Origin of the sequence: Corallococcus macrosporus DSM 14697, from assembly GCF_002305895.1 — a bacterium.
In the GTDB taxonomy this organism is placed as follows: Bacteria; Myxococcota; Myxococcia; order Myxococcales; family Myxococcaceae; genus Myxococcus; species Myxococcus macrosporus.
Genome location: NZ_CP022203.1, coordinates 1,872,415 through 1,891,327, shown reverse-complemented (window position 1 = coordinate 1,891,327; position 18,913 = coordinate 1,872,415). Strand labels below are relative to the sequence as shown.

The following is an 18,913-nucleotide window of genomic DNA, read 5'->3' as shown; positions in this document are numbered from 1 at the left end:
TACCTCAACTGGGTCGAGCAGCCAGCAACCACTGCAAGGGATGCAGGCGCCCTCACCTTCGCATCAATCAGGGCCGGTACCGCTCCACCTCGTGGAAGAACTGCGTGAGCGAGTAGTCCAGCAGCGACTGGCAGGACTGCATGTACCGGCGGGCGCGGAGGAAGGGTAGCCAGACGCGCTTGCCCACCCGCACCTGGGACTCTTCCATCTTCTGCCGCAGCACCCACGTTCCGCCCAGCCGCCGCACCAGCACGTCCCCCAGGTAGGCTCCGAGCGCCGGTGCGGTGTGTCCATCGATGAGGTGCCGCTCGTACCGTTTGGGGAAGTCTTCCCTCCAGAAGAAGAGGTCGAGGTCCGTGAGGGACTCGGCCGTCTCGTCCATGATGGAGGGCACCTTGGTGTGCAGCGCTGCCACGAGACCTTCGGACAAGTCTCCGTAGGATTCGAGGACGCGCTCCGGATTCGCCACGTCCGACGAAAGGGCGACCGGCAGCCACTCATCCGGCACAGGCGGCCGGAAGGCGTTGAACTCGGCAATTTTTCGTTGCCGCTCGCTGATGGCGACCTCGTCCAACAGTCGCAAGAGGAACGGCGCCACGTCAGGGTGGAAGCGCGGCTCAACCGGCACGAGCGCGGCGCTGCGCTCTTTCAGCGTGCATAGCACCGTGTCGAAGTCGAGGTCCGGCCGCAGGTGGACATGGGCTCGGGCCTGAGCCACGCGCGCTTCCTCGCTGGCGAACTCGGCGGCAGTGGGCCACAGAACCAGGAGGACTGAACCGTTGGGAAGTTCCTCCACGAGATGCGCAGGAGTCGAGAGCATCCGCTCTCGGCCTACTGACTCCACCAACTTCGGACCGAAGATGTTCAGCCAGAACAACTCATAAATCTTGTCGAACCCATCTCTTCGCGCCTCTCGGTCGTCACGGCCAAAGCTAGGGGATCCAGCCAGTTGCTCGTCTGCGATGCTATGAGCCGATGCGTACGGCACGGGGTACCGAGTGGCCCAATCGCGGGCCACGCTCACAAGAGTGCGACAGGCGTCCACTCCAGAGAAGAAGTGGAGCGGCTGCACATCAAGACGGGAGTGAAAGCTGGACTCGCCCTGCGCGAGAGCAAGGTCGAGCCCCAGCGATACCGCGGGACTCTCCAAGCGGTACAGCCCAATGATTGAGCCATACTCATCGCGCCGCTCCTCCAGCGCACGCCACACGGCCTCTCGGGAATACTGTCGCTTCCGCTTAGACTTGACGATTGTTGGCATCCAGCTTTCGGCATGCTTTTCAAGCGCATCGAATAGAGGCGTCAACGCGCGCTCTACCCCTGCTGTCGCGTCGAAGCGTCCCTCGATGGTGAAGCTCAAGCTATCCACTTTGTTCAAGTCATGCAGTGTCAATAGCTTCATTGAGACTCTACCTCCACGCCCTTAATCTTCTGCTCTGCTATCTTTGCCGCACCGGTAAACAACTTCGGATCTTTCGGCAAAAGTCCTTGTCCTTCATAGACAAGGCGTACCCTCTGAACATCCGCCTGTTGCCGCATTCCGTCCCGCAAAATCCTTAGCGACCCACCGTAGTACCTCATCGCGTTGCTCGCATCCGTATTTACCCGCACCTGCAACTCATCCCACTTCAGGGGGCTGAGGTCTCGACTCTTGAAGCTGAACGTCTCCACCCGAGGCGACTGGCCCGCTGGAGGGCGCTCCTCGATGACGAGGACGTCGGCATACCGGAGGTCCACCTTCGAGACTCCGACGTGCGTCTCGATGCGCGGCTGCTCGAAGTCGCCGAGCCAGCGCCGCTGTGCGCGGGGCAACGCGGCGTCCGCCTCCAGGATGGCGATCATGGTCCTCTCGAAAGCCATGCCCCGAGCATAGTAGGCGCGCATCCCCCCGTAGCCCTCCCACTTCAGGGGGCCCTTGACGGCGTCACCGTCCCGAATCTCCTTCAGCCGCCTCTTGCGGTAGGCGACGTACTCCTGCCAGAGCGGCGCCCCCTTCTCGACTCCCGGAGGTGGCTCGTTCAGCTTGGGCGCCATCTCCTTCAGCAGCTTCACGTCCTTCGGGAGACGGGGCCCCGAGGACTCCAGCTCCGCCTGGAACAGCTTGGCCCTCGCGGACTCCTTTGCGCCGACCTTGGCGTCCTGCGCGAAGAGGTCCAGGTTGATGTGCCGATTCCCGCTTGCGCCCCGTGAAGCCGCGGGCTGCGCGGACTCGCGACTCGCGCCTCCTCTCGCCGCCGCAGCCCCGGAGGACTCTCGGCTGGCCGTCTGCGCCTCCGCGGCGGACACCTCGGCGTTCTGCTCGAAGAGGTCCAGGTTGACGGGCCGCTTCCCTGCGGAGCCCCTGCTGGCCACGGCCTGAGCGGACTCGCGACTGGCCGCCTCCATCAGCACCGCCTGCGCCTTCGCGGGGTTTCCACGCGCCTCGTAGAGCGCCAGCAGTCCCGCTTCCCCCCACTCGGCGGCCACCAGCGCGCCCTCACGGCTCGCCTGGAGGTAGCGCAACAAATCGCGCGCGGCAGTGATGCCGAGCTGCTCCTCCAGGCGCGCCATCAGCGCCTTCATGCCGGCCACGTCGAGCGCCGGCATCTGGAGGCGCCGCAGCCCGCCACGCGACTCCACCAGGGCCCGAGCGCCCTTGCCGCCGGCGTACACCGCCACCGCCAGCGCGGCCGGCGCCAGCTCGCGCGTGGCCTGCTCGTACTTGCCCTGCGCCAGCGAGTACGCCCCGTGCCCCGTCCCCACCGCCAGGTGGTAGAAGCCCACCGGCACACCGAAGGTGAGAGAGTCAAAGGCCCCCGCCGAGAGGCTTCCCGGCGAGTAGTGCCTCTCCATCAACGCCTTCTGCACTTCGTCGAGGGCGGCCTGGTAGGGCGGGGGCATCTGCCCACGCATGGCCATAAGCTCCGTGTACCGGGCCTCACCGCTCACCGAGGTGCTAGAGAGCATGTCGCGGCCCGCGCGCCCCAACCCGCGCAGCACGTCGCCGGCCTTCTCTCCTCGCTCCGGGAACTCCCCCAGCTCCATGCCCCGCCGCATCAGCTCCTCGCGGACAGCAGCCATCGCGCCCAGCGTCTCGCCCAGTTGCTTGTCGCGGGCGAGTCGCTGCACCACCTCGCGCAGCTCGTCGTCGAAGGCCGAGTGCAGGACGAAGAGGGAGAACACCTCCGCATACGGCACGCCGTACTTCTCCACGGCCGTGACGATGAAGTCCGCGCGCTTGCGACTGAGGACGGCCGAGGCGTCTTCGTCCATCGGCCCCAGGGCGCCCAGCCGGACAGCGTCCCAGGCCGTGAGGGACTGCACCACCGCGCCCATGTCCCCCACCCCGCGCTGCATGGCCACGAACTCCGCGGGCGAGGCACACGCCAGGAAAGGCGCCAGCACCTCCCGGCTTTGAGTCAGACGGGGCCAGTCCGGAGGCAGGGCCTTGCCGCCACAGACGAAGGCACCACCCTCGCCGCCCGAGCCGCGCACTCCCTTCCCGTTGACGGCATTGCCGGTGGGCACTCGCCGATAGCCCATCGGCGCCGGCTCTGGCGTCCCATCCGCGGAGCCCGACGCATCCCCCTGGTACACACCTGTCGCCGCGCTCCTCGCCGCCTGGGAGGGCACGGAGAGGGGACTGAAGGCCAGGGCCGCACCACGGCCCGCCTGGCCCGGCCTCGCCGGCAACGAGGCGCACCCGGAGGCCAGGAGGGCCACCAGCAGCGCCGCGCCAAACCCGCTGCGCCAAGGCCGCTCAGCGCGCATTGTCCACCCCCAGCCCCACGGAGGCGAAGGCGCCTGGCCGCAGCGTCCCTTCCGCTGTCGGGAAGAGCAGCGTGCCCCCCTGCCCCACCGCGTACAGCTTCCCACCCAGGAAGCGCCATCGCGCCTCGGCCGAGGCGAGGTAACGCGCTCCTGGCTGGCCGGCGCCCACCGCCACGCCGCCCACCCCCACCGAGAGGTTGCGGTGGAAGAGCTGCGTCTCCAGCCGGCCGTCCACGTCTACCCGGCCCCAATTGAAGACCTCGGTGCCCATCGTCAGCCGGAAGTGGCGCTGCCCCAGCACGCTCAGGCTCTCCGCATCCCAGCTCAGAATCACTTCGCCGTAGGCCGAGTACCCGTCCGAGAAAGGCGCGTCCGCCTGCGGCAGGGCAGTCGGGCCCGCCACCTGGAAGCGCGCCAGCTCGTAGTCCGGGCCGAAGGCGCCCTGCCGGAAACCTCCGCGCTGGAGGCGGCCCTCCAGGCGCGCTCGCAGGTCCATCCTTGAGGTCAGGTACTCAGCCCCCAGACCCGCCACCGCGCCACACGCGCCGCCCTCGCCGGGACGCCCGCCCCAGCCCACATTCGCCTGCAGCTCGAAGCCCCCCTCGGGATTGCGGCGCCGCACGAGCATGGCCGTCCCATCCAGGTGGGCCAACGTCATCGGCTCCGACGTCCCTCCCGCCTTGCCCCAGTCATGCACCGCGGACAGCGCCAGCGTGTACTGCATGGGGTACGGCTGGCGGCCCACGAGGAGGTGCTGCACGTCCAGCACGACTTCCGCCCCCATCAGCCGCGCGCCCAGCACATCCGAGGCGAAGGCCTCGACGTACAAGGGCCTCAACATGCCCGTCACCACGGCGCCGGCCGGGTGGTATTCGGGGTTGCCCCGGTTGTTGTAGCGGCGCACCAGGTGCCCGGATAGCAGCGTGTACGACTCCAGGGCGCCCACCCACACGAAGTTCGGCGCGTCGCCACCCACCATCAGGTTCTGCACCACCTGGCCCCAGTCGGAGAGCTCGTCCCAGTCCTCCTTGCGCACCAGACTGCCCCCCGCCTCTCCGCCCCACAGGCGTAGACGCACCGGAGCGCCCAGCTCGACTTGGAGGAAGCCTGGCTTGACGACCTCCAGCCGCGGATGCACCTGCAAGAAGCCTTCATCCGTCCCTGCCCCACGGCGAGGCAGCAGCGCCCATGTCGTGGTCTCCAGGCTCAGCCGGTTCGCCCAGCCAGAGCCCGAGCTGGACGAAGCCGGCTCCTCCTCCACCAGGGCGTCCCCCTCTTCAACCAGGGCGTTTCCCTCGTCCACGGAGGGCTCGAGTAGCGCGTCTCCCTCTTGCTCAATGAGAGCGGTGTCCTCCTCGGCCACGTAGTCTTCAGGATAGGCAATCTCTTCCGCCCATCCCGCTCCGGGTAACACCAACAGCAACACGACGGCCCAGCGCATGGACATCGACGTCTCCTGAGAAGGCCCCGGCGGGGGCAAAGGACAGAGGTTTCCCGTTCAGTCCGGCAGGGCGCCGGGCTGCGGGTGAATGCATTGCATTGAGGGAGTCGCCGGCAGGCCGACCGGGCGAAGCGACAAACAGACGAGTCACGTCACGGCGCCAGGGCAAGGCCCGGCTCCGCTCATGACTCCAAACGCGAATTGGGCTGACCGAGGAAGGGCTCCTCAGCGCCCGTCAGGCACGCGGCCCAACGAAGCGCAGACGGCCACTCGGCGCACGACGACCGCCAGCACGCGCCTCACATGGCGGTGCGGGAGATCCTCGGCGCAGCGCGAGAGCCCAACGCCGACTTCGAAGCGGAGCTAGGAAGGTGGCTCAGGCGCGTCGCCTTCCGGGCGCTCTCCGCAGCCACCAAGGAAGCGCGCAGTTACGCGCGCGCACTCCAGCACAGTGAGGAACACATCGCCTCCAGGGCACGCCAGAATGGACTAGACCAATAGGTATAGTCCATTGGACCCTAGATTGGCATTCGGTACAAGCCCCAATGCAGGAAACCCACGAAAGGACTTGGAGGTGGTGCCCGCAGGGTTAAGGGAAGGTGACGTTGCCCAGGGTGACGGTGCGCCGCCCATCCGCGTCCCAGAGCTTCAGCGTGAAGGGGCCTTGAGGAGACTCGGATGCTGCCTCGGCCTCTACCACCACACGCGGGCCAACCGAGCCTGGGGCAACAGGGCCAGACTGCCAGACTTGAAGCACCTTCAGCTCCTCGTTGGCTCTGCCCCTGAGCGTCGCCCCCACCGCTGTCCACGGTTGGTCATCACCCCGCGGCACGAGGAAGACCTCGACGGCCACCCTGTGTGCGGCACGGTATGCATTGACAGCGTGTTTGGCTGCTGCTCCTCCTGGGGCCAGCGTCACACTCCTAGTCACGTCGCGGAACTCAGCGCCCCGCCCACTGAGGACTTCCGTCGAGATGAGTCCCGTCAGCCCATCCGGAGCGCTTCGCTCCGCGCGTAGGCGCTCATTCTCCTCTCGGCATTTCTCAGCCTCGATGCGCGCCTGCCGGACTTCCTCTTGGTACGTCTCGACGCTCCTCTTGCGCCGATAGACTTCGACATGAGCCTCCGACCGTGCGGGGTGGGCGACCAGGACAAACGTCGCGCTCGCCGGGGCCGCGCCATCCTGGAAACGCACTGTCAGCTTGAGCCGTTCTCCCGCCGAGATTTTCTCTGACGGGATCAGGCGCAAGACAGTAAGCCCAGCGTCCACCAGCGCGAAGCGCTCGCGTCCCTCGAGCGTCAGCCCCTCTCGACTCACCTCCGAATCAAAGAGGAACATCGTCGAAAGTCCTGGGCTCACCGCCACTTCAACTGCTGGCTGAGCATCATCCGCAACCAGCTCGATTCGGCGAACGCTCAGTCCCACGGTGGTTGCGGGCGACTGCGCCAGGGCCGTCCCCTCCCCTACGAGGAGGAGGAAAAGCAGCACGGCCGACACGGAATGATGCACGCGACGTCTCCCCTACCAAGCCAGCGGCGACACCGCTGGCGACTCACGGGCGTCTACTCAACAGCGACAAGTCATTCAAACTCACTCACTGCCTTGACGAAGACGGCAGAGTACACGCGAGCCTTGCCCGTCTCCCCTCCGCCACCCTCTATCTCCAGTCCGCGGTTGCGAGAGGTGTCCAGCACTTCCAGGCACACGGGGAAGCTCTCTCCGCGAAATCGCACCCGCGTCAGTCGGACATAGACGCGGTCGGCAATAGTGAGTCGCCCAGACAGCGTGGCCTTGTCCCCGCCCAGGATGATCTGTGCAGTGCCGTCCCTCACCGTTACGACTTTTTGGTCCCCTCGGACGAAGCTCGCAGCCTCGTAGTCTCCACTCTTCATGCCCAGCTTCCTCATGCCCTCCACAGAGCCTGCCGGGCACGGTTCAGGGTCGGGAGCCGGGCGCACCTGGGGACCGGAGCACGCGAACGTGGTGCAGAGGGCGGCCGTCGCCAAGGCACTGCTGACGCTCCTCGTGGCCTTCTTGGCAGGCACCGGCGGGGAGGTCGGGGAGTCACTCTTCGTCGTCGTCACGGTGGCAGTCACCTCGGGAAGCGTCGCGGGGGGAGCGACGGCCGCAGGTGTTGCCTCCGGCCCGGTGGGAGCTGCGGCCGGGGCAGCTTGAGGTTTTTCTATATATGGCGCTACTTCTTGGCCGGTGACAGCCTGCGGCTGCGGTGAGTCCGTCCGCAGTGAGAAGTACGCCCCCGACGCGAGGGTCATGGCCAGCAGCCCCGCGCCCAGCACACGCCCCAGCCGGAGTCGCGAAAGAACCGAGGGCCGCCCTGCCTCGACGCCGGGGGCCACGAGCGCTGCTTCCAGCGCGCCGTCCGCCTCCATTGCGGCTTCCGCCCCCACCCCGGCATCGAGCGCCAAGCCCGGCAACTGCGCCTCCACAGGCCGCGTGGCCGCAGGTACGGGCGGGGCCTCGGGTGGCAATGCCGCGGGCCTGCCTTCGCCTGGGACTTCCGGCAGCTCCGGCCCCGGCGGCTTGCCACGACGCATCTGGCGCAAGGGCCGCTTTGCCCACCGCTTCAGCGCGTTCCCCTCGCCCTCCGTCGTGGCCGAGTTCGGGCCATATGCTTCGAACAAGGGCGTGTCCCACGCCTCCCCCTCCGCCCCCGACAGGAGCTGCTCCAGGGCCGCACAGACAGCGCTCGCGTCTGGACGTGCAGCAGGGTCCTTCTCCAGCAGCCGCATGCACAACATGCCCAGCCGCTCCGGGACGAAGCGGTTGACGTGGTGAGGGGGCACAGGCGACTTGCTGATGACACTCCGGATGTAGTCCTCCTCCGTCCCCGCGTCGAAGGGCAACCTCGCCGTCAGGAGGCGGTAGAGGACGGTGCCCAGGGCCCACATGTCATCCGAGGGGGCGGACACGTAGCGGGCGCTCGTCTTCTGGCCGAGGTACTTCTGCAGGAAGAGCCAAGCCTCGGGGGGCCGGTACTCCATCGTCCCTGGCGGCAGCATGGACTGGGTGATGCCGGAGGGGGCTCCCGCGTAGTCCCCGATGCCGTAGTCCACCAGCACCGCCAGGCCGTCCGCGTCGCGCACCATGACGTTGGCGTCCTTCACATCCCGGTGCACCACTCCCGCCTCGTGCGAGGCCTTCAGCGCCCGCGCCATGTCGAGCGTCACCTTCGCGATTCGCCGGGCCGAGGGGTTCTCATCCTTCACCCACGCGCTCAGCTTCCGCCCCTCCACGTACTCCATGGCGATGAGGGCGAAGTCGCGCTCCTCGGCTTGCCAGTATGTGAAGCCGCGAATGCCCACCACGTTCGGGTGCGTCAAGCGCAAGAGGATGGAGATTTCCTTCTCCACCCGCCCCTCCACGCGCTGCCGCTCCACGAGCTTCAGTGCGCAGGGCTGCCCGTCATTCGTCGCGAGGTACACGGTGCCGAAGCCACCTCGGTCCAGTTGCCTCACCACCGTGTAGCCCATCACCGAGTCCCCAGGGGACAGCACGGCTGGGGGGCCGTTGTCCCTCATGGCGACTTCCTCGAGACTCTGTAGGACAGCAGGACTGCGGCCACGCGCATGCGACTCCCTCCCAGGCGCCGGCCCACGCTACCAGAAGCCCGGGGAAATCGTGCGAAGTCTTATCCCACCCCTGACCACTCCTCCCGGGAGATGCCGGCCCGTGCCCAAAGGTGAAGTCAACTAGACTATTGGGTATAGTTTCACTGGAATGCATATCCCACTTGATGTCCGCGACTTCGCCCTTACGAAGGAGCCCGCCCGCCCCCTGCCCAGCGTCATCAGCGACACCCTTCGCGCGGCCCGCCTTCGGGCAGGACTGAAGCAGACAGAGGTGGCCCACCTCATCGGCATCTCCCCCGGCGTCTACAGCCGGCTCGAGCGCGGGCGAACGCTCCCCAGCGTCCGGACGCTGTACCGTCTGTGCACCGTCCTCGAAGCCTCTCCCAATGAGTTGCTGGGCTATCCCGATGCACTGCCGCCGGACGTCGTTGCTGCCGCGAAGGACGCCCTGCGACGCCGTGTGCACCAGTTGGACGGACGCCAGGCCCTTGCTCTCATTCAGCTTTTGTCGGGCGTGCGTTGATGGAATCGTACTCCCTTGACAACGCGCAACTCAGGTATACTCCCTTGTACCTATGAACCAACAGCTCGCAGCGCACCTCGGGAGTATCGCCCGCCTCGCTCGGGAACAGATGAGTCTGACGCAGGTCCAAGTCGCTGAGCGCGTGGGGCTGGCCTCTGCCGTCTACAGCCGGATTGAGCGCGGGCAGATGATTCCCAGCGTCGAGACACTGAAGAAGCTGTGCATCGAGTTGATGGTCTCCCCGGAGGACCTGATGGGCCTCACCGAGTCCCCCAGTAGCGGGAGTCCAACTCGGCCGGACGACGATGTGACGCTGCGGCGGCTGATCTTCTTGGCGAGGAAGCTCGACGCGTCGAAGCTGGACGCCCTCGTCCGCATCACCACCGAGCTGGCCCGCTGAAGCAGCGCCCCGAAGACCCTGGCCCCCTCCAGCGTCAGGCGGATTGCGGCCGGTGCTCCGGCGTCTCCGAGCAGGGAGCAGGCCCGGCGTGCAGGGCCCCATGCCTCGAGGCCCTGCATCGGGGCACGCGCGCCCCCAACCCGAGCGGCTCCGGCGATGACGGAGCGCCTCCCCGTCCGAAGGAGGAGGCACCCCGCTACGCCGCGCCGCGCTCCGCCAGCTCCTCATTCACGTCGGCGAGCTGCGCCTCCAGGGCTTTCTTCCTCAGTTGGAGGCGGGCCACATCGTCCAGCCCCGCTTCCTCGTCGAGGCGCCTCTCCCTCGGAGGGTCTGGCTCCAAGTCCTCACGCACCTCCACCGTGAGGACGTCGCCCGCACGGATGTCCTTGGCGTAACACCACTTCAGGTGCTCGCGGTACTCCCTGCCCACGGAGCCCCCAAGGTGGAGGTCCACCTCCGGGTTGTCGCGCGTCTCATCATCGGGGCGGCGCACCCACGTCAGAATGGTGGAGACGACACCGAAGCCCGACACCCCCGCGGTTGCGACGTGCCGGCCATTGCGCAGTAGGCGAAAGCAGAGCATTGGCGGCCTACACCTTCTTCGGGAGTCCCAGCTCGTGCTTCTCCAGCCCATCCGGGTAGAGGCCGGCCTCGCCGAACTCCACCTGGTCCCGCAGCACCCCGCCTTCGGATACCACGAGGGAGGCCTCCTTGGCGGCCTCCGCGCGCCCATAGGGCGCACGGAGCTGGGCGTGGGCGACGCCCCGCAGCGCATCCCGCATGTCGGCCGCCGTCGCGAAGCGCTCCTCGGGGTTGAGGCGCAGGGCCTTGTGCAGCACCGCCTTGAGGTCCTCATTGAGGTGCGCCACCGCCTTCTCGACGACGTCCGGGCCGAACGTGTCCATGAGGGCCTGCATCTGCTGCAGCGGCAACGTGGGCGGCGACTCCGTGACAAACCGGCTCTCCTTCGCCACCACCGGGACGTCGTGCACCTCGAAGAGGTGCTTGCCCGCAAGGACTTCCACCAGCAACACCCCCAGGCTGAAGACGTCGGAGCGCGGCGTCAGCCCTTCCTTGCGCAGGTACTCCGGAGAGGCGTAGGCCACGTCCCCTCGCAGCAGATTCTCCGGCGACTCCTCCCGCCCCACCATCAGCGAGAACGCCGAGCCGAAGTCCAGCACCTTCACCTCTCCATGGAGGCCCAAGGCGATGTGCCTAGGACTCACGTCACGGTGGACGATGCCCAGGGGCACGCCCTTCTCCGACGTCAGCGTGTGCGCGTAGTGCAGCGCATCCGCCACCTCCGCCCCCACGTACAAGGCAAAGCCCTCTGAGAGGGGCTTGCCTCGCACCAACGCCGCAGTCACCAGCGTCTCCAGCGAAGGCCCACCCACGTACTCCATGACTGCGAAGGGCACATCCGCATCCTCATCCACCTGCATGTGGAAGACTTGAGCGATGTTGGGGTGGTTGAGTCGGAAGGCCAACTGCACCTCCTCAATCAGCCGCGTGCGCATCATGAACGTGGAGGGGCTGGCAATCTGGCGAACCAGGCAGGGGCCGGCCAGGATTCCATCCGCCACTCGCCGCTCCGCCTTCAGGAGCTTCTCGCCATTCGACCGCACCTCAAGCGCCCCCACCGCCTCGTAACGGACGTCATCCACATAGAAGAGGAAGCGCGGCGAGCTGGGGCTAGGCGGGGCGGGGGGGCTGGGCGGTAACTCTTCCGTCGACACTTCATCTTCCGGACGCTTCGTCATGGCTGTGAATCCTCCTGAAAGAGGGGCGCGGCCCCACGGACACCAAGGTTCGCCGTCGCGGGCCACTCTCCCGAAACTTGCAAGGTCTAGGTGACTGGACCGTCGAATTAACATGACCCTTGGGAAGCTGTGAAGCCCTCTACCACTCGCAGCGGACAGGCCACCCTCGGTGCGCCTATCCCTAACCGGGGTGCAAGAGGCCCCAGCCTTGGCCTCACACTCATGCTTGGCGGCTCGCAAAGGAAAAATGACCCGTGAGTGAAACCGTTGACTGGGGCCCGATTCGCACACTGGCACGCCGCGTCCCCCTCGGAGAGGAGCGCCTGGCCCTCACGATGACGGAGAAAGCACTGCTGAAGCGCACGGCCTCCGAGGTGGGCCTCAGCGACGGCGAAGCCGAAACTGCGCTCGCCTCGGAGGAGGGCGCGTTAGGCCTCTTGCGTGAGGAGATTCGGCGCATCCGAGAAGGCTCCCGCAGGCACATGGAAGCGCTGGCTCGGATGTACCGGCACCAGGACAAGGGGGACGTCAGCAGCGCCCGCCAGGAGAGACGGGAAGTGCTCGCCGTGGAAGTCGTGCCTCACTACCGCGCCATCGCCCAGGAGCAGCTCGACGACATGGCCTACGAGCCGTGACGACGAGCGTGCAGCGCCTTCCCGCCCTTAATACTACTATTAACGCATGAAACCGTTGGAATGGAGAAGGTGTGCGAGAGCCAGGGAATTTGGCGCATGGACCTGCCGTGAAACCAGCGCTCCGTCCGGATGATCCTGCTGCGGTCCGTCCGCAGCCACATCGTAAAAGTTGTGGGTGATCTCAGCCGACCAGAATGTGCCAGGGTCGAGCGGGTGCTCGGCGTAGGGATTATAGTAGATGTGCAGGCCGTCGAGATGCGTCTCTCGGTGAACTCGGGAGGAGCATATGCGGACATCCATACCGTAAATGAGGGATTCGTCCTCCCACCGGTACCTCTTGAGAAAATCCAACTTTCCCTGTGCCAGATACTGCTCGCCCAATGACCAGGAAGGATCGCCTGCCTGAGCAAGGTCTTTGTCGATGACCCTGTAACGGCACGACCGCACCAGCCGATCAATCCCGCTTTCGATGACGGCCTTCCCGAACGTGCCGGTCGTCGAGAAGATCACTGCGCTGATTTCCTTGAAGGAATCATTCGTGAAAATCCCGACGTCAATCTCGGTGCCGGGTTTCTTCTGGATTCTGACGACCCTCTCTTGATGCCCGAAGGTGTCGGCCTCGTGCGAAGGTGCTCCAAGGCCGAACAACACCAGATTGATGAGCTCGTTGTTCTGCGTCAGCGAGAGGTCACTGTCGAACGGCGCGATCGCCACAACGAATGGAGCCTCCCGGACGTGCTCCAGCACGCCATAGGGATATTTCTTGCCCCCATCCCCCCGATAGAGGCGCACCTTATCATTCAGCTTGCCGATCAGCTTCAGGGCACTTTGGATCTTGAAGTCTTGCTCGCTCAAGCCGGCTATCGTCGGAGCGCTTGGTGACCGGTCGGAGATAACGGCCTCGATATTGAACCGGTATCCACCCGGGGTCGTCACGCAAAAGTCAGGCGCCGACTTCGAAAAATCGACCTCGAACCCCAGCTCCATCAGCGCTCTGTTCAGGTAGAGCTCCCACATCGCGGAATTGAATGTGGATTGGAGTTCCTTGACGAACTTGTCTCCTTCCCGGCGCCGCTCAAGCAATCCAGCCGCCCAGCCTTGAATGACCGGCATGACCGGCGCGTAGGCCGGATCTTGCCGGATCAAACGAAAGCTCTCGTGCAGCTTGTCTTCCGGCATTCTCGGTTCGAACAAATCGATCATATTTAGTGTTCCTAACAAAAATCAGGTTTGAAGCCCTCGAAAGAGTATCAAGCAGCTACCGAGCACGAGGAGGGCGAAGTGGACATCGTCCCGGCGCGCACTCGCAGGCGCCGCTGCTGATGGAGCCATGCGTTGGTGCGCTCCACTACCCACCGGTGTCGGCCCAGGTGCTGCTTCGACTCAATGCCGGGCCGTGCGATGCGGGGCGTGATGCCGCGTTTGCGCAGACCACGGCGGTTCTTGCGCGAAGAGTACGCCTTATCCGCATGCAGCTTGCCGGGCCGATGTCGAGACCTCCACGGGGTTGATTCACGTCGGGCTCTGCATCCAACAGGGGGAACAAATCGTGGGTGTCGTGGACGTTGGCCGCCCAAGCTTCTTCTTCTTGGGAACCGGCAGCAGTGGGGCCACCCGCTCCCACAGCACGTCCGGTACGCGTTCGCGAACCATGGCTCCCAGGTGCTCATGGCCCGCCCGTTCATCCACCGGCGCGTCTACCTCAATCCATATTTTTGTTAGGAGCTCTAATACTACCCGGTCACATGAATCGAGCGTTGGCGCCCCGTGTTGAATGGGCATGACGCCCACACAGCTACGCAAGCTCGACCAGGAGCTGAGCGAGTACCTGGACTCGATGACGGTGGGAATGGGCCGCACTGAGAGACGTCGCGCCTTGGGCGGCTATGTCACCGGCCTGCTGCTGGACGGAGAGCGCAAGAGCATCGAGCCCATGGCGGCCCGGCTCGTCGAGGAGCCGGACCAGACGGAGGCCATGCGCCAGCGACTCCAGCAGTGCGTGTCCGGTGCGAGCTGGGATGACGCCGAGATGCGACGGCGCCTGGCGCTGAAGCTGCAACGCGAGTTGCCGGGCCTGGAGGCTCTCGTCCTCGACGATACGGGCTTCCCAAAGAAGGGCGTGCATTCGGTCGGCGTAGCCCGCCAGTACTCCGGAACGCTGGGCCGCACGGACAATTGCCAGGTGGCGGTCAGTCTGCATCTGGCAGGCGAGAAGGGCAGCGGCTGCATCGCCATGCGCCTGTACCTGCCCGAGGAGTGGACACAGGACAGGCGCCGGATGCGAACGGCAGGCGTCCCGCCGGAGGTCGGCTTCAAGCGCAAGTGGGAACTGGCACTCGAGCAACTCGACGACGCGCTGGGCTGGGGCGTGCGCCACCACGTCGTCCTGGCCGACCCGGGCTATGGCAACTGCCGTGAGTTTCGCGAGGCACTGCGCGCCAAGGGGCTGCACTTCCTGATGGGAATCCAGGGCAACACCAACGTCTGGCCTCCTGACTCCAAGCCGCAGGCTCCCCAGCGGGTGCCGCACCAGAGGGGCCGCCCTCGGACACGCTACTTCGATGCCAGCGGCCAGAGCCCGGTGCTCATCGAGCAACTGGCGGCGCAACTGCCTCGGTCCGCCTTCCATCGCGTGCAGTGGCGGCAAGGCAGCCGGGGCATGCAGTCCTCGCGATTTGCCGCACTGCGCGTCCGCACCGCGGAGCGACACATGGAGCGGGCAGCGCCCAGCGAGGAAGTCTGGTTGCTGGTGGAGTGGCCGCGGGGGGAGGCAGGCCCGACGAAGTACTACCTATCCTCGCTGCCGGAGGACACCCCGCTGAAGGAGTTGGTGCGCATGGCCAGGCTGCGCTGGCGGGTGGAGCGCGATTACCAGGAGATGAAGGGCGAGGTCGGCCTGGACCACTTCGAGGGCAGAAGCTGGCGAGGCTTCCATCACCACGCCACGCTCTGCATGGTGGCCCATGGCTTCCTCGCCCTGCGTCGGGCGCTTTTCCCCCCGGAGGAAGGTGCGGTGGACACTGCCCCAGGTGCGGCGGCAGCTCCAATGCTTGCTGCTGCGGCGCATCGGTCACTGCCCCCTATGCCTGCGCCCGATCCGCGCTCGCGCGCCTCCTCGTGGGCCGTCGCGCATGTGACCGGGTAGTACTAAACGACTGGCCGCAGGAGCGCCCTCCGAAGAGGGCGCTTCGCGGCCCAGATTCAGGCTGGCGTCACCTTGTCGAAAGGGCGCACCACCTTCAGGCTGTCGGAGACACGCGCCAACGTCACCGTCTTCGCCTTCGCGTCGACGGCCGTCACCTTCGCCGAGAAGCTGCCCCTCCCCTGCTTGTAACGCACCTCCTGCCCCACCTCGTATGCGACGGGCGTCGCGGGGCTGGGACTGGAGCTGGGGACGGACGCCACCGTGCGTCCCGCTGCGCGCGGGCGCCCGCGGCTCTTCTGGGGCGCGGGGCCGGCCCGCGTGGGCTTCGGCGCGGCCTCCTGCCTCACATACTTCCGCACAGGCACCGAGGACGGGCGCTTCGGCGCGGGCCCGGTAGCGGGCGCAGGCGTGCGCTTCGGCGCGGGAGGAGGCACGGGTGCGCGCTTCGGAGCGGACGCCGCAGGAGTCGGGCCGGACTCAATGCCCAGGAAATGAGCAATCTGCTCCAGCAGCTCCACCTGCCGGCCCATCGTCTTCCCCACCTCCTCTGCCACCGCAGCCTGGATGATGCCCTTCATGTCGTTCTGCATGTGCTCTCGCTCGCTTTCCTCGCGGGGCATACAGCCCGCGCACTCTCAACGCGGACAACAATTCAGCCTCTTGCACTCACGCTACACCAAAGAGTCCGCGTATTCGGGCGCCTGTCTCAGAATGAAGCCTTCACTTCGCGCCAGCGCACGCGCTGCGCGTCCCACGTCCCCGCGTGAGCAATGGCCCGCAGGCCTCGCTCGCTGAGGGGCTCCTCACCATCCACGGCCTCGAGGAACAACACCTCCTCTTGGATGTCAGGCGCCAGCAGCTGCAAGTCCAGCAGGTGCGTCACGCGCGCGCGGGTAAAGCCCAACTGGCCCGCGACGTCCGCCGCGCTCGCCACCAGCCCTCGCGCAATGACGGACTCCACGTGGTGCGCCAGGGCCAGCATGCGCGCGACGTGCGCTGGCCGGCGCGCCGCTTCTCGCGACGGGGGGCGCGCCCCCTCCCGGAAGCGCACCTTCGAGCGCCGCACGCGGTAAAACTGCGCGCTGACGAGGCCGGCCTCCGCCGGCCGAGACTCGGGACTCGCGCTCACGCCGCCACCTCCTCGCGCACGGGCGTCGCGGATTCACCTGCATGGGCAAGGTGCACGTCCACTCTGTCCGTCTCCTCATCCACTACGACTCGGCCGACGAGGGCCTGCAGCAGGCGCCCCCGGTTGGCGGCCGTGAGGGCGTCCCACACCGCGTCGAAGTCCGCCAAGGCCTGGGCCACCCAGGCCGCCTCCAGCTTCTCCCCCTCCATGGCGTCCAGGGCGCGCTCCACCTCCGCCAGCCGCTTCTTCATTCCGGCGGACTCCTCTTCCGCAGCCGTCAGCTTCTCCTCGACAATGCGCCGGGCTGGGCCCTCCAGCTTCGCGAGGGACTCCACCCACTTCGCGGACTCCCCAGCGCGCTTGGCTAGGTCCTTCGGGAGCTGCGCGCGCTCGGCGCGCAGGGCCTTGTGCTTCTCCTCCAGTCGCGACGTGAGGCGAGCATGCACCTGCGTCGCGAAGCCCCCACCTACCGAGACTTCCCGCAGCCGGGCGACGACGAAGTCCTCCAGGGCGGCTGCTGGAAGAGGAGAGGCACGGCACCCTTCCTTCCCCTGTTTGTCCCGGGTGACGCAGCGGTAGTAGCGGTACTCGCGCGTGCCCTTGCGCGTGGAGCCGGGCGTCATTGCCTCGCCGCACATGCCGCAGCGAAGAAGTCCCCGTAGCACGTAGTCAGGGTTGCGCCCGTGGTACTGGATGCAGGGGCCACGGCCCTCCAGGATGTCCTGCACCTGATGGAAGGTGGCCCTGTCTACAATCGCCGGGTGCTCGCCCGGGTGCATCTCGTCGCCATACGGCACGAAGCCCGCGTACAGGGGGCTCCTCAAGAGGCGCAGCATATCCTGCGTCGTCCATTTCCGGGCCGCGCGCGTGGTACCACTCTGGGCCTCGTACCGCTTCGTCTTCCGCCCCGTCTCGTTGAGGAGGCGCGACACCACCGAGGCCTGCTGGTGCTGGAGGTACAACTCGAAGGCTTCCCGCACCACCACCGCCTCGTACTCATTCACCACGAGGCGCTTGTCCTTCACCTCGTAGCCCAGCGGTGCGCGCCCTCCCGTCCACTTCCCCTTGCGCCTCGCAGCGGCCACCTTGTCCCGCGTGCGCTCGGAAATCATCTCTCGCTCGAACTCGGCGAAGGACATCAGCATGTTGAGGGTGAGCCGGCCCATCGCGTCGGCGGTGGAGAAGTTCTGCGTCACCGAGACGAAGGACGCGCCTGCCGCGTTGAAGCGCTCCATCACTTTCGCGAAGTCGAGGAGGCTGCGGGAGAGGCGGTCCACCTTGTACACCACCACCACGTCCACCCGGCCCGCGTCCACGTCCTGCATCAGTCGCTGGAAGGCGGGCCGCTCCAGGGTGTGGCGCTCATCCTGAGCCGCCAGCAGCCCCCCTCCTGATTTCAGCCCATTTTCGGAGCTTGGCCGCTGGGTGAGCACCCGGCTCCCCTCGGAGCGTGCTCAGGATGAGCGCCACACCTCCGCTCCATGTTGGCGCCGGTGAAGCCGCCGTCGTCATAGCTCTCATCCAACAACACCCAGCCGGGCTGGCGCTGCACATAGGAGACACAGGACTCGCGCTGGGCGTCGAGGCTGTTGAATTCCATCTCCAGGCCCGCCGCCGTGGACTTGCGCGTGTAGACGGCGCAGCGCTTCGCGTCCGAGGGCGCTGGCTTGCTCTTCCTCATGGTTCCTCCACCCCCTCTGTCGTCGTCGGCGCCGGCTCGACGCTCCGCGCCTCCTTCTGCTTGGCGAGTTGCTCCGCCACGGCCACCAGCCGCTCCACGTTGTCGTTGAGGCGCGTCAGCTCGCGAACGAGCTGCGGCATCGTCGACTCGTAGAACCGCTGGCCCATGTGCGTCTGGAAGAAGGAGGGGCCGCTCATGACTTCACCGCCTTCGAGCTGCCGGCCTTGAGGCCGAAGAAGGAGAAGCCATTCCACGCCGTGCCCGTAATCAGCTTGGCCACGCTGGAGAGGCTGCGGTGGAGCTGGCCCTCGTATTCAATGCCGTCCTCCCGCACCGTCACTCGGTGCTGCGTGCCTTTGAAGGCGCGCGTCAGCACCGCGCCCGGCGGCGGCAGGCGCGCATCGCGCCCGTCCGCAGCGGGCGCGCGTGCGTCCGCAGCGGCGGAGCGCAAGTCCGTAGCGGCTGGAGGCGGCGGCGCGGAGGGCTTCGTCTCCTCCACCTGCCGCATCCTCCAGCGCTCGGGCAGCTTGTCGCCCAGCTCGGCAATGCGTGTCACGGCGCGCGTGGAGAGGCTCCCCTCGGCCAGCTCCTGAATCCGGAAGGACAGGCGCTTCTTCAGGTAGTCCCGGTTGCGGCTGCGCGTGGGCTCGCCGTACACCTCCAGGTACTTCTCCGCCAAATCCGGCACTGACATGCTGGCCAGCGCAGCCAGTTGCCGTGGCACGTCCGCCAGCTCCTTGCGCGCGGCCCGCGCAATCCCATTCTTCGCCATGGTGGTGTCTCCTTCGTCCGGGGCAGCGCGCCCTCGGGCGAAACCCATGGACGCTCTGTCCCCAAAAGAAGACAAGTCGAGAGTCC

Annotated in this window: 16 protein-coding genes and 2 pseudogenes; 4 read left to right on the top strand and 14 right to left on the bottom strand. The window is 66.7% G+C overall.

The features are described 5' to 3' along the window. Positions 1 to 67: 67 nt before the first annotated feature. From MYMAC_RS08045 to MYMAC_RS08025, 5 genes are all read right to left on the bottom strand, one after another. Positions 68 to 1,402: a hypothetical protein gene (locus MYMAC_RS08045; protein ID WP_095957645.1), complete on the bottom strand. Its 1,335-nt coding sequence runs from the start codon at positions 1,400 to 1,402 to the stop codon at positions 68 to 70. Further along, on the bottom strand, positions 1,399 to 3,750 hold the full coding sequence (locus tag MYMAC_RS08040) for a hypothetical protein (protein ID WP_204817472.1): 2,352 nt from the start codon (positions 3,748 to 3,750) through the stop codon (positions 1,399 to 1,401). The genes MYMAC_RS08045 and MYMAC_RS08040 overlap by 4 nt, the downstream gene beginning before the upstream one ends. Further along, on the bottom strand, positions 3,740 to 5,197 hold the full coding sequence (locus tag MYMAC_RS08035; RefSeq protein WP_095957644.1) for a hypothetical protein: 1,458 nt from the start codon (positions 5,195 to 5,197) through the stop codon (positions 3,740 to 3,742). Before MYMAC_RS08035 ends, MYMAC_RS08040 begins: the two co-directional genes overlap by 11 nt. A 583-nt stretch (positions 5,198 to 5,780) precedes the next feature. Next, a complete protein-coding gene (locus MYMAC_RS08030; protein WP_095957643.1) occupies positions 5,781 to 6,701 on the bottom strand; it encodes a DUF2381 family protein in 921 nt (306 codons plus the stop codon). Between the two features lie 71 nt (positions 6,702 to 6,772). Further along, positions 6,773 to 8,731 carry a serine/threonine protein kinase gene (locus MYMAC_RS08025; protein ID WP_095957642.1) on the bottom strand — a complete coding sequence of 653 codons (1,959 nt, stop codon included), beginning with the start codon at positions 8,729 to 8,731 and terminating at the stop codon, positions 6,773 to 6,775. Positions 8,732 to 8,930: 199 nt separating this feature from the next. On the opposite strand from MYMAC_RS08025, the gene MYMAC_RS08020 reads away from it, so the two are divergent. Together MYMAC_RS08020 and MYMAC_RS08015 are read left to right on the top strand one after the other, a co-directional pair. Continuing rightward, positions 8,931 to 9,305: a helix-turn-helix domain-containing protein gene (locus tag MYMAC_RS08020; RefSeq protein ID WP_095957641.1), complete on the top strand. Its 375-nt coding sequence runs from the start codon at positions 8,931 to 8,933 to the stop codon at positions 9,303 to 9,305. 52 nt (positions 9,306 to 9,357) lie between these two features. Beyond that, positions 9,358 to 9,705 (top strand): helix-turn-helix domain-containing protein, encoded by a 348-nt coding sequence (locus MYMAC_RS08015; protein WP_020478959.1) that lies wholly within the window; start codon positions 9,358 to 9,360, stop codon positions 9,703 to 9,705. A gap of 196 nt (positions 9,706 to 9,901) precedes the next feature. On the opposite strand, the gene MYMAC_RS08010 is transcribed toward MYMAC_RS08015, so the two are convergent. Both MYMAC_RS08010 and MYMAC_RS08005 read right to left on the bottom strand, forming a co-directional pair. Next, positions 9,902 to 10,288: a hypothetical protein gene (locus MYMAC_RS08010; protein ID WP_170114711.1), complete on the bottom strand. Its 387-nt coding sequence runs from the start codon at positions 10,286 to 10,288 to the stop codon at positions 9,902 to 9,904. Positions 10,289 to 10,295: 7 nt separating this feature from the next. After that, a complete protein-coding gene (locus MYMAC_RS08005) occupies positions 10,296 to 11,465 on the bottom strand; it encodes a serine/threonine-protein kinase (protein WP_095957639.1) in 1,170 nt (389 codons plus the stop codon). A 254-nt stretch (positions 11,466 to 11,719) separates the two neighbouring features. On the opposite strand from MYMAC_RS08005, the gene MYMAC_RS08000 reads away from it, so the two are divergent. Continuing rightward, positions 11,720 to 12,100, top strand: coding sequence for a DUSAM domain-containing protein (locus tag MYMAC_RS08000; protein ID WP_095957638.1), 381 nt, complete (start codon positions 11,720 to 11,722; stop codon positions 12,098 to 12,100). A gap of 39 nt (positions 12,101 to 12,139) precedes the next feature. Here MYMAC_RS08000 and MYMAC_RS07995 read toward each other — a convergent pair whose 3' ends face one another. Next, a complete protein-coding gene (locus tag MYMAC_RS07995) occupies positions 12,140 to 13,303 on the bottom strand; it encodes a hypothetical protein (protein WP_095957637.1) in 1,164 nt (387 codons plus the stop codon). A 95-nt stretch (positions 13,304 to 13,398) separates the two neighbouring features. Beyond that, positions 13,399 to 13,670 (bottom strand): annotated as a pseudogene (locus MYMAC_RS37690) (transposase); the annotation flags it as partial. Positions 13,671 to 13,880: 210 nt separating this feature from the next. Between MYMAC_RS37690 and MYMAC_RS07985 the strand changes: the two are divergent. Beyond that, a complete protein-coding gene (locus tag MYMAC_RS07985; protein ID WP_095961516.1) occupies positions 13,881 to 15,245 on the top strand; it encodes an IS701 family transposase in 1,365 nt (454 codons plus the stop codon). Positions 15,246 to 15,301: 56 nt separating this feature from the next. On the opposite strand, the gene MYMAC_RS07980 is transcribed toward MYMAC_RS07985, so the two are convergent. The 5 genes and pseudogenes from MYMAC_RS07980 to MYMAC_RS07955 all read right to left on the bottom strand — a co-directional run bounded on the left by MYMAC_RS07980 (position 15,302) and on the right by MYMAC_RS07955 (position 18,827). Continuing rightward, the gene (locus tag MYMAC_RS07980) at positions 15,302 to 15,835 is read right to left on the bottom strand and encodes a PspA (RefSeq protein ID WP_095957635.1); all 534 of its coding nucleotides are present in this window, start codon (positions 15,833 to 15,835) and stop codon (positions 15,302 to 15,304) included. Between the two features lie 116 nt (positions 15,836 to 15,951). Beyond that, the gene (locus MYMAC_RS07975; RefSeq protein ID WP_095957634.1) at positions 15,952 to 16,374 is read right to left on the bottom strand and encodes a hypothetical protein; all 423 of its coding nucleotides are present in this window, start codon (positions 16,372 to 16,374) and stop codon (positions 15,952 to 15,954) included. Beyond that, positions 16,371 to 18,055, bottom strand: a pseudogene (locus MYMAC_RS07970) (recombinase family protein). Before MYMAC_RS07970 ends, MYMAC_RS07975 begins: the two are co-directional and overlap by 4 nt. Next, positions 18,052 to 18,252, bottom strand: a complete 201-nt coding sequence (locus MYMAC_RS07960) for a hypothetical protein (RefSeq protein ID WP_095957632.1) — start codon at positions 18,250 to 18,252, stop codon at positions 18,052 to 18,054. The pseudogene MYMAC_RS07970 and the gene MYMAC_RS07960 overlap by 4 nt, the downstream one beginning before the upstream one ends. After that, the gene (locus MYMAC_RS07955; RefSeq protein ID WP_095957631.1) at positions 18,249 to 18,827 is read right to left on the bottom strand and encodes a DUF2924 domain-containing protein; all 579 of its coding nucleotides are present in this window, start codon (positions 18,825 to 18,827) and stop codon (positions 18,249 to 18,251) included. The genes MYMAC_RS07960 and MYMAC_RS07955 overlap by 4 nt, the downstream gene beginning before the upstream one ends. Between the last annotated feature and the right edge of the window lie 86 nt (positions 18,828 to 18,913).